This window comes from Microcystis ichthyoblabe FBCC-A1114, from assembly GCF_050500245.1.
GTDB classification, from domain to species: domain Bacteria; phylum Cyanobacteriota; class Cyanobacteriia; order Cyanobacteriales; family Microcystaceae; genus Microcystis; species Microcystis ichthyoblabe_A.
Map to the genome: position 1 here is coordinate 2980274 of NZ_CP191408.1, position 14821 is coordinate 2995094.

The window sequence follows — 14821 nt, forward strand, 5'->3', positions numbered from 1 at the left end:
ATTATATAAGTATTTAAACTTAATTGTCCACCATTCCGTCAGTGTCTTGTAAGTAAGGATTATTGTTAGATGGACTTCTCGATCGCCACACTCCTCTCTCATCTTAGTGATGATAAATTAGCTACGGGTAAACTTCTCGAAAAAAAATTAGGCTGCGAAGACGATCCCGAAAGCTGCGAAAAATTGCAAGTGATTCTCGATGCTTTGGAACGTCTGGGAATGGTTGTCAAAGAACGGGGGCGCTATCGTCGTGTGATCGAGGAAAATATCGTAGAAGCAAAGCTGCGCTGTTCCAGTAAAGAATTTTGCTTTGCTATCCAAGATATCGAAGATGCTGATGACATCTACGTCTCGAAAAATCATCTCAGTAACGCTTGGAATGGCGATCGAGTTTTAGTCAAAATCATCCGCGAGGGAACCCGTCGTCGTTCCCCAGAAGGAGAGGTGAGATTAATTCTCGAACGAGCTAATCCTTCGCTTCTAGCGCAAGTAAAACAGGAAAATGAGCAGTTTGTGGCGGTTCCCCTCGATGATCGTCTGAAATTTACCCTTAATCTCCTCGAAAATGGTCAAAATCTCCTAGAAAACATCGATCACCTCGTTCATGTTTCCGTCCTCCGTTATCCCCTAGGGGAAATGCCTCCCATCGGTAAAGTTACTCGCGTTCTCGGTTCCACGGCCGAGGCCGCTGCCGACACGGATATCGTCTCCTGTAAACACGATCTACCCCATAATTTTCCGCCAGAAGCCCTCGAAATTGCCGATAATTTAGCGGATTTCTTCGATAGTGGCGAAAAAGAACAACTGCGAGATTTAACCCCACTCTTCACCTTTACCATCGAAGATGACACCCCTCTAGATTATCCCCCAATCATTGAAAATGCCTTTTCTTTAGAGAAAATCAACCAAAATCGCTGGCAAGTCGCCATTCATATCAGCGATGTCACCCGTTACATTGAACGGGGCGGATTATTGGATAAAGTTGCCAAAAAACGGGGAACAGCCGTCTATTTAGGCGAAAAAGTGCTGCCATTAGTCCCGGCTGCCCTTGCCAGTCGTTGTTCCCTGTCACCCCAAGAACAGCGCCCCGCTATTTCTATCCTCGTCACCCTCGATGACAAGGGGGAGCTAGTGGAGTACGAAATCACCCGCAGCCTCATCCAAGTGGATCAACATTTTACCTATCAACAGGTGCGCGATCTGCTCAGTGAAGAAGATAGCGCAGCTGCCCCCACCGATACCGTTGAAACCCTGAAAGACTTATTTTTCAGCGTTTGCCCCACCCTAAAATCCCAACGTCTGCAGCGGGGTAGTTTTGATATTCAATTAGACAAAATCTCCCCCTACAAAGACGAAGGACGGGGGGGGACTGTTCTCGCTTCTAATAATTTACCTGCCCGTTCTTTACTGACAGAAGTGGCAATTTTAGCCGGCAAAGTCGTCGCTGAACATTTACAGGCCTTAAAATTGCCCTGTATCTACTGTGGACAATCGGAACCAGATTGGGATGAATTGGAGGATTTACTCAAATTGGCCAATAATTTAGGGGCAGAATTAAATTTAACTGCCGAGGAGGAGATTAAACCCAATGACTATCAAAATCTCACCCGCACTTTTTCCGCTTCCTCATCGGTGAAAGTCCTCAATTATCTCCTGCAAGAAACTCTCAAATTAGTTAGATATAGTAGTCATCCTCTGCCCCATTTTGGTTTGGCCTATCCTAGCAATTATACCCACTGTCTCTCACCCCTACAAAGATATGCGGATCTTTGGGTACAACGAGTGTTAAAACTCCTATTAACCGAGGGGAAAGATCGCCGCAGCAAAATCGTCAAAGTCGGGGTTAATTTGGGCAGTAATAGCTGTCATGGACAGATTCATTGGAATATTCTCCCAAGTCAAATTCAGGAGGAGTTGGAAGAAGAAAGCCACCTAATTGTTTCCCATCTCAATGATCGCTCAAAAATTGCTGAAGATGCGGAAAAAGACCTAGAAGGATTGAAAAAAGCCGAGAAAATGAAAGAAAGAATGGGTCAAGTTTTTCGCGGCTTAATTACTGGTGTACAATCCTATGGTTTCTTCGTGGAAATTTCCGATTTATTAGTGGAAGGGTTGGTCCATGTTTCTTCTCTCAAGGATGATTGGTACGAATATCGCGCTCGTCATAGCTGTTTGGTAGGACGGAAAAATCGCGTTGCCTATCGTCTCGGTGATGAGGTAGAAGTGGAGATAAAAGATGTAGACTATTATCGTCAGCAAATCGATCTAGTTACGGTTAGCGGTGGCAGTTCAGCAAGTTATGACGACTTAGAAGAAGATCAATTATGAATCAATTAACCACCGAAAAAATCGGGAAAAACCGCTTTATTCTGCCCTTTTTATGCGGTATTTTTCTCTTTTTAACTGGCTGTGTCCGTTACGATGTGGGCATTAATTTTCCCCACCAACACCACGGGGAAATTATTCAACATATCACCCTCGGACAACGCTTAACCAGTCTCAGTCAAACCGAAGCCACTAAATGGTTAAATAGTATCGAACAGAGGGCAAAATTACTTAAGGGGAAAACCGATCATATTTCCGAACGAGAAATAATTGTCACTATTCCCTTTAGTAATAGTCAGGAATTAGAGGAAAAATTCAATCAATTTTTTGATCCTAGTTCTTCCTTTAAAATTAAAAATTCCGCTAATACTGATGATATAAAGTTACTGCAACTGGATTCAAAACTGGCAGTTACAGAACAAGATTGGTTCTTTTTGACCCAGAAAAACTTAAAATTAACCGTTGATTTGCGGGCTTTGGGTGTACTTTCCGAACAGGGAAATATTATCATTAGCCCCGGTTCCTTAGTTGATATCGACTTCGCTTTAAAGACTCCCTTAGCTGGTCAAAATATTGAAGATGACTCAGGATTAAATCCCCCAGTAGAACAAGTTGACAATCAGTTAATTTGGCATTTAAAACCGGGAGAAATTAACACCATTGGCGCGGCTTTTTGGGTTCCTAACTATTTGGGTATCGGCACAATAATTATTGTTGTAATAACAGTTTTTGCCTATTACTTGAAATATAAACGCTTGCCTGGTGTATCCCCATCGACTTAAATTGAGAGTAACTATTCAGGCAGCAATTCTAAATTTGCCCTGTAGCAAGGCTTTTGGGAGTTAGTTCGCATAATACGGGGTGAAATTCAATGGGATGGCGAATTTCATTTGACGAGTCTTCGGGCTTTTGACGTGATAGTACACCCAAAGTTGCGCCAAAAATCCCCCTTTAAAATGTTCTTTAAATCCCTAAAAGGCTTGCTGTGTCTAAAACTGAGAATTGCTGCTATTCAGGTCTAGGGGTTGACAAAGAGAGAAAAATCAGCAGTGGGGATAAGAGAGACAACCCTATTCAAGGGGTGATGGACAGAGGCCAAAGCCTGACGCAAGAAAGTGCCAATTCAAAAATGAAAAGCATCAACCTCAAGAGTTGACAAAGAAAGGCTCATCAGTATGCGGCAGCCTAAAAAGATTGTATTGTAAAGTTTTGTAAAAAATATATGCAAATGACTGCAAACAACTGCTAATATGGTTAGTACAAGTTTACATTGCAGTTCACATGAAACTATCAGATTATGCTAAGAAAAAAGGGATCAGTTATGACACTGCTTGGAGAATGTGGAATCGAGGGCAGTTACAAGGAGAACGTCTTCCTACAGGAACAATTATTATTTTTGAAGATGACCGTTCTTGCGGTGAAAATAAAGTAGCTATTTATGCGCGAGTTTCTAGTTCAGAAAATCAATCTGACTTAGAGACTCAGGCAAAAAGATTGGAAGCTTATTGTATTGCGAAAGGCTATCAAATTGTTCGAGTAGTTAAAGAAGTAGGAAGTGGAGTCAATGATCATCGAAAGCTATTATTAAAACTTCTAGAACAAACTGATTATAATTTGATTGTCGTAGAACATAAAGATCGTTTAAGCAGAGTAGGGTTTAATTATCTGAAAGTTCTTTTAACTCAAACAAATAGAGATATAGAGGTCGTGAATCTAGCAGAAGAAAGAAAAGACGATTTAATGGAAGACTTCGTGAGCATAATTACCTCATTTTGCGCTCGATTATACTCATTAAGACGACGAAATAGAAAGACAGAATGTTTAATTAAATGCCTTGAGGAGAATGATGAAATTAGTTCAAAAACATCTAATTAAATTTAATCACAAAAATTATTCAGTAATTGATAAATTAGGATTTTTATCGAAGAATCTGTATAATTGTGCTGTTTATTTAAACCGTCAAGTTTTCTTTTCACATCAACCATTTTTAACAATGACTGAGTTACATCATGCCTTAAAAATGAGTCCAGATTATCAAGCCTTACCCGCCAAAGTAAGTCAGTTAGTATTAAAGCAAGTAGAAAAAACCTTTAAATCCTACCAAAAAGCGAAAGAACAATACAAAAAATCGCCAGATAAATTTACAGGAGAGCCTAAGTTGCCAAGATACAAAGACAAGGAAAAAGGTAGAAACGTTTTAACTTATAACTATCAAGCCATTTCTAAAAAAGCGTTGAAGCAAGGTTTAATCAAGCTATCAGGGACTAATTTAGAATTTAAAACTAATTTAAAGAAAGTCTTAGAGGTCAGGATTATTCCTAAATTGGGTGCTTATTGTTTAGAGATTGTCTATGAACAACCATCCTCATCAAGTCAAGAGGGAGAAAGATATGCTTTTATCGATTTAGGCTTAAATAACCTAGCTGCTGTTACCTCTAATATTCCCGAATTTCAGCCAACTTTAGTATGTGGAAAAGCCTTAAAATCCTGCAATCAAAAGTACAACAAGACACTAGCTAAACTCAAATCGGAATTACCCAGTCTCCAGAAGACCAGTAAAAGAATACAAGGTTTAACTTTAAAGCGTAATTGCCAGGTGGATTATTACCTCCACACCGCTAGTGAATATATTATTGATAAATTACTAGCTCATCAAATTAACCTTTTAGTTATTGGTCATAATCAAGGCTGGAAACAAAACATTAATATTGGAGATAGAAATAACCAGTCATTCGTAAATATTCCTCATTCAAGGTTTATCGAACAACTTACCTATAAAGCAAATTTAGTAGGAATAGAGGTCAAAACAACTAATGAAAGCTATACCTCTAAATGTAGTTTCTTGGACTTAGAGTCTATTCAAAAGCAAAAAAGCTATTTAGGCAAGAGAATTAAAAGAGGACTATTCAGAAGCTCGTCGGGTTATTTCTATGGAGCAGATATTAATGGTTCCTTAAATATTGGAAGAAAGGTAGTCGGAGAGGCCGCCTTTAGCGGGAATCCGATAGAGAGGTTCGTAGTTAACCCAGTACGGGTCAAAGCGTACAAAGCTAATTCTAGATGCAATATTTGCGTACAGAATTAGTAACTATTCTGCACTAACAAGAACAAGATTAACTTATAACTTACTCTAGTGCAGTCAAACCCGATCGCCTGAAGCGATCAAAACTATCCAGGGTGCAGGAGTTGAACCTGCCTAGCACGAATTATGAGTTCGTTGCCTCAACCGCTCGGCCAACCCTGGGTTATACTATTAACTCATTATAGATCGGTAATTACTCTGAACGTGAAAATTCAGCCCCACCAAGATGAAAAAATTTGCAATCAGCACCTCCTTGCAGTTAGGACTCCTTTTGATGGTAGCCATGTTAGCCGCCGGTTTCGGTAGCGGTTGGGTAGCCTATCAATTGGGAATCGCCTCCCTGAAGGGAGTCAGTCAACCGGATATCAACCCCGCTAAAAAGTTTACCAACGATCGCACCAGTTATGGTCGCAATCAAACTTTTATCCCCGTGAAAGAACAAGAAGTAATTAAAAGAGTGAGAGTTTATATGCAACAACAGAAAAACAAACCGCAATCAAAGAACGAAACCAAGGGATAGGCTTTAAAAAAGGCGAATTTTGCCTTTTCGCTATGGATAATCAGGATTTATTGACTCGTTTAATTTTAGTCTTTTTACTAATCGTCCTCAATGCTTTTTTCGTAGCGGCGGAATTTTCGCTTGTGTCGGTCCGTCGTACCCGCGTCAGTCAGCTAGTGGCTGCGGGAGATGTGCCAGCGCAGACGGTACAATCTCTACAAAGAAGTCTCGATCGCTTACTTTCCACTACTCAATTAGGCATCACCCTTTCTAGTTTAGCTTTAGGTTGGATCGGGGAGAGTACCATGACCGTTTTTGTGAAGAAATTACTAAGTTTTTTACCCTTTTCTTTAAACTGGCAAAATCTTCTCTCCCATGGTTTCTCTCTTTGTCTAGCTTTTTTAATTGTTGCCTATCTCCAGATAGTTTTTGGGGAACTTTATCCCAAATCCCTAGCTTTAATTTATGCCGAACCGATGGCGCGATTATTAGCAGCACCTATTGGCGTTATTTCCCGGATTTTTAAGCCTTTTATCGGTATTCTCAACCAATCAACTCGTTTTTTATTGGTTTTAACCCGTATTCCCGAAGTGGATCTACAGCGTTCCAGTCGGGTAACTTCCGAGGAATTACAATTAATTATCAGCATGGAAGGGGAATTAACAGGATTAGAAGCAGCGGAAAGGAAAATCTTAAACAATGTTTTCCAGTTTGGCGAAATCACTGCCTCAGAAATTATGGTTCCCCATAACCGTTTAATAGCTATTCCCTCGACCGCAACTTTTGAGGAATTATTGCTCCAAGTAGTTAACAGCGGCTATTCTTGTTATCCTGTGGAAGGAGATTCCAGCGATGATATCCGTGGTCTGATCGATTTTAAAGATTTAGCTTTACCCCTTGCCGAAGGTCAGTTAAATTTAACAACCCCGATTAAAACTTGGTTGAAACCTGTGCGTTTTTTCCCCGAAACCACTCCCTTAAATGAATTACTAACAGTGATGCGGGAATCATCCTTAAAGATGGTTATCATTGTGGATGAATTTGGCAGAACAGCCGGTTTATTAACTCTGAAAGATTTAATCGGTGAGATTCTGGGAACTTTTTCCCCTAGTGATCAATCAGGAATATTAGAATACCAAATCCTCGATGAATCAACTTTTCTCGTACAAGCACAAATGAATTTAGAGGACGTGAACAAAGCATTAAATTTAAGCTTACCCTTGGCCGATGAATACCAAACCCTAGCCGGTTTTATCCTCCATCATTGGCAAAAAATACCGAGGGTGGGAGAACAATTATATTACCAAAATTTAGAATTTACCATCATTTCTAAGGTAGGCCCTCGCTTGGAACAAATTAAAATTTATCGACAACAATTATCCTCATGATATAAATAATAAACAACTTTTCTCATTGCTCCTTTTTGATTGTTAATCGCGTCAATAGCTGCCCACTCCTATCACCATGAAACACCTTTTGGCACTCCTCCCCCTCAGCTTGGGATTAATTGCCCTCACCCCCGCAAATTTGCCCCTAGAACGCCTTGAAATCTCACAATTAGGAACATCTACGGGATACGATGAACGACTGCCAAAGGACAAAAAAACCCTACTACAAGCGATCGATCATAGTTTACGTTATCTGAATAGCTCGGCGGCGATCCGCGCCTATCAAAATTATCCTATTCCTGAAATAACTCGTCAGCGAGTGCAGCGTTCCTTAGTACGTTTTCGTCAATTAGTGCAGAATTCTCCCACTCCCGCAGCTCTACAAAAGGCAGTTAAAAAAGAATTTATTTGGTATCGTTCTTTGGGTAATGATAGTCAGGGAAATGTTAAGTTTACTGGTTATTTTGAGCCAATTTATCAAGCAAGTCGGCAAAAAAACGCCGAGTATAAATATCCTCTCTATCGCCAACCTGCTAACTTTTCTCGCTGGTCTAAACCCCATCCAGCTAGGGTAGAATTAGAGGGAAAAGATGGTTTACTGGGGGAAAATAGCCGTCTAGCGGGATACGAATTAGTTTGGTTAAAAGATCGCTTAGAAGCTTATTTAGTTCATGTGCAAGGTTCGGCAAAATTACGTTTACCTAATGGTCAAATTATGAGCATCGGTTTTGATGGCAATACCGAGCATCCCTACACAAGTCTGGGAAAAGAAATGATTGCCGATGGTATTTTTCCTGCTGAGGGTTTAACCTTACCAATGGTTTTGGATTTTCTCAGAAGTAATCCTGAGCAATTAAAGAATTATATTCCCCGCAATAATCGGTTTATTTTCTTTCGAGAAACCCACGGTGCGCCTCCCACTGGTAGTATTGGAGTTCCGGTTTTACCAGAAAGATCGATCGCTACAGATAAAAGTATTTTTCCCCCCGGTGCTTTAGCGGTAATTGAGACAGAAATTCCCCAGGAAAATCTTAATAAAAAATTAGTGAGTCGCTATGTTCTCGATCAAGATACTGGCAGCGCGATTAAAGGTACTGGGAGGGTAGATATTTTTATGGGAACAGGAAAAAATGCTGGCGATAAAGCTGGTTTAGTTAATACCCCCGGTCAGTTATATTATTTATTATTGAGGGAATAGGAAATATAGCGTTTCCTAAGCTAGTGATGTACACCTATTTTTCTTCCCTTTTGCCTCTTGCCTTTTGCCTAAAATCCATAACTTTTGTACCTCAGCAGACTGAAAAATGCTCTACTATAGGTAAAATTAAGATAGACTTCCCAGAATCGGTTATCATACTTAAGTGATAATTTAAACAATAGAATCATGAAAAAAACCGTAAATATAGATTGGTCGGATTGTGGTCCAATTACTTTAGTAGTCGTGCAGCCGACTTCTTTTTGTAATCTCAATTGTGACTACTGTTATTTACCCGATCGCCATTTAAAAAATACCTTATCCTTAGATTTAATCGAGCCGATTTTTCAGAGGGTTTTTAGTAGTCGTTTTCTCCAAGATAATTTTACCATTTGCTGGCACGCAGGCGAACCCTTAGCAGTTCCCATCAGTTTTTATGAAAGTGCCTTTGCTAAAATTGCAGAAGTTAGCGAGAAATATAATCAGCAGGGTTATTGTTTTCGTCATTCGGTACAAACTAACGCCACTTATATTAACGATGGTTGGTGTCAATTATTTAAAAAGCATGATGTTTATGTAGGAGTCAGTCTTGATGGACCGGCTTTCATTCATGATATCCACCGGCAAAATCGTAAGGGAACTGGCAGTCATGCTGCTACTATGCGGGGGATTTCTTTCTTGCAAAAACATGAAATTGATGTGAGTGTTATCGCTGTTTTAACAGAAGATTCCCTCGACTATCCCGACGAAATTTTTAACTTTTTTTGGGATCATGGTCTTACCGATGTGGCTTTTAATATGGAAGAAACCGAGGGGATTCATTCGCAATCTTCCTTAGATAAATTAGGGATTGAACAACGTTATCGCCAGTTTATCGCCAGATTTTGGCAGTTAGTCACGGCTAAACAAGGAGAATTTAAGCTGCGGGAATTTGAATCGATCTGTAGTTTGATTTATGCCGATGAACGATTAGAAAATACCGATATGAATCGACCTTTTATGATTGTCAATTTTGATAATCAAGGTAATTTTTCCACTTTTGATCCGGAATTACTATCGATTAAAACCCAACCCTACGGTGATTTTATCTTTGGTAATGTTTTGAGCGATTCCCTAGAATCTATCTGTGAAACTGAGAAATTTCAAAAAATTTACGCTGATATACGCGGTGGAGTCGATTTATGTCGCCAAAAATGCGATTATTTTGGGGTTTGTGGGGGTGGTGCCGGTAGTAACAAGTATTGGGAAAATGGCACTTTCAACTCCACAGATACTAAAGCCTGTTTATACCGGATTAAGTGTATCACCGATATCGTTCTCGATCGCCTAGAAAATTTATTAGAAGTTTAAAGATTTTTTTAGCTATCAGTTATCGGTAATAAGTAGCTGGTTATAATTAAATTAAAAATGGATTTTAGGTTCGATCCCCCCTGCCCCCCTTGATAAGGGGGGTGCCGATCCCCCCTTAGTCCCCCCCTTAATCCCCCCTTAATAAGGGGGGCATCTGATAATTTTTAACGCCTACCTACTTATCAGTTATCAGTTCACTGATTATTGTTTACTAATAACCTATGAAAAAACTTAATCTAAATACCATTTTTCCAAAGTAATGGCATGGTATTATTCTTCTTCTAAGGTTAATCCTAACGCCTCTAAGCGTTCCGCTAGTCGATCCGCGCGTTTCTTTTCTTTATCGGCACGTTTCTTTTCTTTATCGGCACGTTTCTTTTCTTTATCAGCGCGTTTCTTTTCTTGACGCATTTGAGACTCTAACTCAACAGTTGTTAAAAATTTTTCTCCATCGGGACGATACAATTCTAAACTAGATTTATTCCAGATAAAACGCACACCTAAGCGGGGACTTATCCAGTCATTGATGGGGATAATTTCTCTTAAATTTTCTCCCTGTCTTTGCCAACCTTGTAAACGACAGCGCATCGGGTTATATAAATAGTATTCTTCTACACTATATGTGTCATAAAACTCTAATTTTCGACTCATCTCTGCTTTTGTATTCTTCGGTGATAGAATTTCAAAAACTACTTGAGGAGCGATATTTTCTTCCTGCCATTGACGATAGGAACCCCTCCGTCCTTTGGGACGGCCAAAAGCTACCATCACATCGGGAGCAACTGGTGAAACCAAAGTAGAACGCAGAGGATACCAGAGTAAATCTCCGGCAATAAACACCCTAGGGTCATCGGCAAAGATAATCTCTAAATTCTCCTTAATTTTGACAATCCACTCATATTGTTCGGTATTATCTGCCATCGGTTGACCATCACTATCTGGGAAAAGAAGATCGTCGTCAATATCAAGATAACTAACCATTGTCTTTTATTTTTAATAGATGGTTGTTTTTTGATTGTAGCAAGATAATTATGAATTATGAATTATGAATAGGAATTATGAATTGGGGAGTGGGGGAGATGGGGGAGTGGGGGAGTGGGGATGAGGGGAGGAGGGAGAAAAAAGCTGATGGCTGACAAAAGGTCTTAAGCGGCGGTTATATCTAGTAGAGTCTATATTTATCAAAAAGTTAATTGACTAGAATCTATAAAAGCGTTAGGATTGATGGTGACAAATAGTTATTATTGAGGAGGAGATAAGAACTTGATACAGGCAACCCTGCACCAGTTAAGGGTTTTCGAGGCTACCGCACGACACAGTAGCTTCACCAAGGCGGCCGAGGAGTTATTTATCACTCAACCTACCGTCTCAACCCAAGTCAAACAACTCACAAAAGCCGTGGGTTTACCGCTATTCGAGCAAATTGGCAAACGTTTATTTTTAACCGAAGCGGGTCAGGAATTACTGTTCACCTGTCAAGAGATTTTTAATAAATTGGACAACTTTCAGATGAAAGTGGCCGATATTAAGGGAACTAGACAGGGAAAACTGACTTTAGGCGTAATTACTACCGCTAAATACTTTGTGCCGCGATTACTGGGGGCATTTTGTCAACAGTATCCCGGTATCGACATCGCTCTACAGGTGACTAATCACCAGAAACTGCAAGAGCGAATGTTAAATAACGAGGATGACCTCTATATTCTCAGTCAACCGCCAGAAGAAGTGGAACTTTGTTCTCAGTCTTTTCTGGAAAATCCTCTAGTGGTGGTGGCGCGACGGGATCATCCATTGGTGGGACAGAAAAATCTCCCCCTTGAGTGCCTCAACCATCAACCTTTTATTATGCGCGAATCGGGATCTGGAACCCGCCAAGCGGTACAAAAATTATTTAATCTCCACGATATTAAAGTTAAGGTGCGTTTGGAATTAGGCAGTAACGAGGCCATCAAACAGGCTATTTCTGGCGGTTTGGGACTATCGGTACTATCTAAGCACACTCTCATCTCGGAAGGGGAAAACGGCGAATTGGCCATCCTCGACGTGGAACAGTTTCCAATTCAGCGCAATTGGTACGTTTGTTACCTGGCCGGAAAACAACTTTCCGTGATTGCCGATGCTTTTTTAAAATACCTGCTGGAAGCTAGTCAAGCCATCCCGATTCATGCCCCGTTAAAAAATGGTCACAGCCTATTAGTGACCCATTAAACCTTAAACTTTAATTCAGGATCATTTTTCTTCTTGAGGTGGTTATATGTTCGAGTCCTTCAGCCAGACTATCTGGTTGGTACCTCTTTATGCCTTTGCGGGCGCACTTCTCGCCCTACCCTGGTCTCCCGGTATTATCCGGCAAACCGGCCCGCGACCGGCCGGTTATCTGAACTTGATCATGACCTGCTGGGCTTTTTTGCATAGCCTTTTCGCTTTGCTCGCCGTTTGGGGTCGTCCGCCCCAATCTATAGCATTTAATTGGCTAAATGCCGCAGATTTAAGCATATCTTTAGATGTGCAGATTTCGGTCGTTAATATCGGGGCGTTACTGCTAATTACCGGCTTAAACCTCGCCGCTCAGGTATATGCGATCGCCTATCTAGAAATGGATTGGGGTTGGGCAAGATTTTATTCTCTCGTCGCCCTCTTTGAAGGGGGTATGTGCGCCCTGGTTATCTGTAATTCGCTATTTTTCAGCTATTGTGTGCTAGAAGTTCTCACCCTCGGCACTTATCTGCTAATTGGTTTCTGGTTCAATCAATCTCTGGTGGTAACGGGGGCGCGGGATGCTTTTCTAACCAAACGGATTGGCGATTTAATCCTGTTGATGGGAGTGGTGGCCCTTTTACCCCTGGCGGGAACTTGGAACTTTGACCAATTGGCAGAATGGGCGGCTACAGCCAATTTAAACCCCAATGTGGCCAATTTACTCTGTTTAGCCCTGATTGCAGGTCCAATGGGCAAATGCGCTCAATTTCCCCTGCATTTATGGCTAGATGAGGCCATGGAAGGACCGATGCCCGCGACAATTCTGCGGAATACCGTCGTCGTTTCCACTGGCGCTTGGTTATTGGTGAAATTAGAGCCAGTGCTACAATTATCGCCCTTAACCTTACAGGTGATGATCATTGTTGGCTCTGTTACTGCCATCGGTGCTGGTTTAATTGCGATCGCCCAGATCGATGTTAAGCGTTCCCTTTCCTATTCCGTCAGTGCCTACATGGGACTGATTTTTATCGCTGTGGCCACCGGACAAACGGAAACCGCTTTAGTGTTACTCTTTACATACGCGATCGCTATGTCCCTGTTAGTCATGGTGGTGGGTAACATCATTTGGAATAATATCAGCCAAGATTTAAGCCAATACGGCGGTTTATGGTCTCGTCGTCCCGTTTCTGGCATTTGTTATCTCGTCGGTGCCGCTAGTTTAGTCGCACTGCCTCCCTTTGGTGGTTTTTGGTCATTGGCCCGCATGGGCGATCGCCTCGCAAAAATCAGTGGTTTACTGTTATTAGTGCTATTGTTGGTCAATGCCTTAACTGCCTTTAGTGTCACTAGAGAATTTTGCGTTTTCTTTGGCGGTAAAATCAAACCAATGACCCTGCGCTCTCCGGAAGCTCTTTGGCCCTTAGTTATCCCCATGACTGTGACCATGGGTTTTGCCCTTCATCTGCCGATTTTATTAGCGCAATGGCATTTATTACCAAGTAACTTAAATCTGGGAGTGGCTTTTCTCTTGGTACTTTCCACTGCTGGGGGCGTAATTCCGGCAGCATATATTTATCTGAATGAAAATATCTCCAAACCGATCGTTTTTCAACCGAAAGCCCTTCAAGATTTCTTTGCCAACGACCTTTATACAGCCCAATTGTATAAAGTCACCATCGTTTTTGTCGTCGGATTAATTTCGCAAATTATTAACTGGATCGATACCTTTCTGGTGGATGGGATCGTTAATCTGGTGGGATTAGCCACGGTTTTTGGTGGTCAGAGTTTGAAATATAACGTCTCGGGCCAGACCCAATTTTACTTTCTGTCGATTATTTTGGGGGTGGCTTTGATCGGTATTATCATCTGCTGGCCCCTACTATCACAAATTTCTCTAGTTTTCAGTTAAAGATTTGATAACTTAGGCTTTTCTTTAGCATCCCCGGCCCTGACAATAGGACTTGTCCTGATTAATGGAAACAATTACCTATGTTCAATACCTCTCGTCGCCAATTAATCCGTTATGGGGGTGGTTTTTTGGGAACCAGTCTAGCCGCCTCTGTTTTGGGTTCTCAGTTGTCCCAAACTAACGCCCAAACCGCCGTTAATTCCCAGCCATGGCTAACGGCTCAAAATCAAGGATTGAACCCAGACCAGGCCTTAACTATGCTCATGGAAGGCAATCAACGTTTCTGGGAACGAAGACAAAAAAGTCCTAACCGCGATCAAGCGCGACTCACAGAAGTGGCCGAAAGTCAAGCCCCTTTTGCGGCAATTTTGGGCTGTGCCGATTCTCGCGTACCAGCAGAAATCGTTTTTGATCAAGGATTAGGAGATCTATTTGTGTGTCGGGTAGCGGGAAATTTAGCCACTTCCGAAGAAATTGGTAGCCTCGAATTCGGCACGTTGGTGTTAGGAGCCAAGGTAATTGTTGTTCTTGGACATTCTCGTTGTGGAGCGGTAAAAGCCACCATTGAAGGGGGTCGATTCCCCGGACAAATCGGTCGTTTAATCGATGGCCTACAGGTGGGAGTTGATCGGGCCGAAAAACAACCCGGTTCTAACAAACTTGAGCGAGCAATTAAATCCAATGTTAACTATCAAGTAGAGAAATTAGGCAAATCCCCAGTTATTGGTGAATTAGTGGACGGCAAACAATTAAAAGTTGTCGGTGCTTACTATGATCTCGATACCGGCAAAGTGAGTTTAATTTAGTCAATTCTAGATTAGTCATCGTGTCGGTTGGCTAATCCTTTTCTCATCCCAGTCATTATAAATTCGAT

12 protein-coding genes and 1 tRNA gene are annotated in these 14821 nt (G+C 41.3%); 11 read left to right on the forward strand and 2 right to left on the reverse strand.

Features of this window, described 5'->3' with window-relative positions:
- Positions 1-69 precede the first annotated feature (69 nt).
- From ACQY1Y_RS14300 to ACQY1Y_RS14315, 4 genes are all read left to right on the forward strand, one after another.
- Positions 70-2328 (forward strand): ribonuclease R family protein, encoded by a 2259-nt coding sequence (locus ACQY1Y_RS14300; protein ID WP_430013001.1) that lies wholly within the window; start codon positions 70-72, stop codon positions 2326-2328.
- Positions 2325-3107, forward strand: coding sequence for a DUF3153 domain-containing protein (locus ACQY1Y_RS14305; RefSeq protein ID WP_430013002.1), 783 nt, complete (start codon positions 2325-2327; stop codon positions 3105-3107). Before ACQY1Y_RS14300 ends, ACQY1Y_RS14305 begins: the two co-directional genes overlap by 4 nt.
- 499 nt (positions 3108-3606) lie before the next feature.
- Positions 3607-4200, forward strand: a complete 594-nt coding sequence (locus ACQY1Y_RS14310) for an IS607 family transposase (protein WP_430013003.1) — start codon at positions 3607-3609, stop codon at positions 4198-4200.
- Complete coding sequence (locus ACQY1Y_RS14315; protein WP_430013004.1) at positions 4172-5410, forward strand: RNA-guided endonuclease InsQ/TnpB family protein; 1239 nt, start codon at positions 4172-4174, stop codon at positions 5408-5410. Before ACQY1Y_RS14310 ends, ACQY1Y_RS14315 begins: the two co-directional genes overlap by 29 nt.
- 86 nt (positions 5411-5496) lie before the next feature.
- On the opposite strand, the gene ACQY1Y_RS14320 is transcribed toward ACQY1Y_RS14315, so the two are convergent.
- A tRNA-Ile gene (locus ACQY1Y_RS14320) sits at positions 5497-5569 on the reverse strand.
- Positions 5570-5633: 64 nt separating this feature from the next.
- Between ACQY1Y_RS14320 and ACQY1Y_RS14325 the strand changes: the two genes are divergently transcribed.
- The 4 genes from ACQY1Y_RS14325 to grrM all read left to right on the forward strand — a co-directional run bounded on the left by ACQY1Y_RS14325 (position 5634) and on the right by grrM (position 9839).
- Positions 5634-5927, forward strand: a complete 294-nt coding sequence (locus ACQY1Y_RS14325) for a hypothetical protein (protein WP_002752521.1) — start codon at positions 5634-5636, stop codon at positions 5925-5927.
- A gap of 32 nt (positions 5928-5959) precedes the next feature.
- Entirely contained in the window at positions 5960-7294 is a 1335-nt protein-coding gene (locus ACQY1Y_RS14330) for a hemolysin family protein (protein WP_002775691.1), read from the forward strand.
- A 76-nt stretch (positions 7295-7370) separates the two neighbouring features.
- Entirely contained in the window at positions 7371-8492 is a 1122-nt protein-coding gene (gene mltA / locus ACQY1Y_RS14335; RefSeq protein WP_002732036.1) for a murein transglycosylase A, read from the forward strand.
- Positions 8493-8678: 186 nt separating this feature from the next.
- Entirely contained in the window at positions 8679-9839 is a 1161-nt protein-coding gene (gene grrM, locus ACQY1Y_RS14340; protein WP_430013005.1) for a cyclophane-forming radical SAM/SPASM peptide maturase GrrM/OscB, read from the forward strand.
- A gap of 270 nt (positions 9840-10109) precedes the next feature.
- Here the strand turns inward: grrM and ACQY1Y_RS14345 are convergent, their stop codons facing one another.
- On the reverse strand, positions 10110-10820 hold the full coding sequence (locus ACQY1Y_RS14345; RefSeq protein WP_430013006.1) for a Uma2 family endonuclease: 711 nt from the start codon (positions 10818-10820) through the stop codon (positions 10110-10112).
- Positions 10821-11102: 282 nt separating this feature from the next.
- On the opposite strand from ACQY1Y_RS14345, the gene ACQY1Y_RS14350 reads away from it, so the two are divergent.
- The 3 genes from ACQY1Y_RS14350 to ACQY1Y_RS14360 all read left to right on the forward strand — a co-directional run bounded on the left by ACQY1Y_RS14350 (position 11103) and on the right by ACQY1Y_RS14360 (position 14753).
- On the forward strand, positions 11103-12047 hold the full coding sequence (locus ACQY1Y_RS14350) for a LysR family transcriptional regulator (RefSeq protein WP_002733390.1): 945 nt from the start codon (positions 11103-11105) through the stop codon (positions 12045-12047).
- Between the two features lie 46 nt (positions 12048-12093).
- Entirely contained in the window at positions 12094-13947 is a 1854-nt protein-coding gene (locus tag ACQY1Y_RS14355; RefSeq protein ID WP_430013007.1) for an NAD(P)H-quinone oxidoreductase subunit F, read from the forward strand.
- 80 nt (positions 13948-14027) lie between these two features.
- Entirely contained in the window at positions 14028-14753 is a 726-nt protein-coding gene (locus tag ACQY1Y_RS14360) for a carbonic anhydrase (RefSeq protein ID WP_002752529.1), read from the forward strand.
- Positions 14754-14821: the final 68 nt, after the last annotated feature.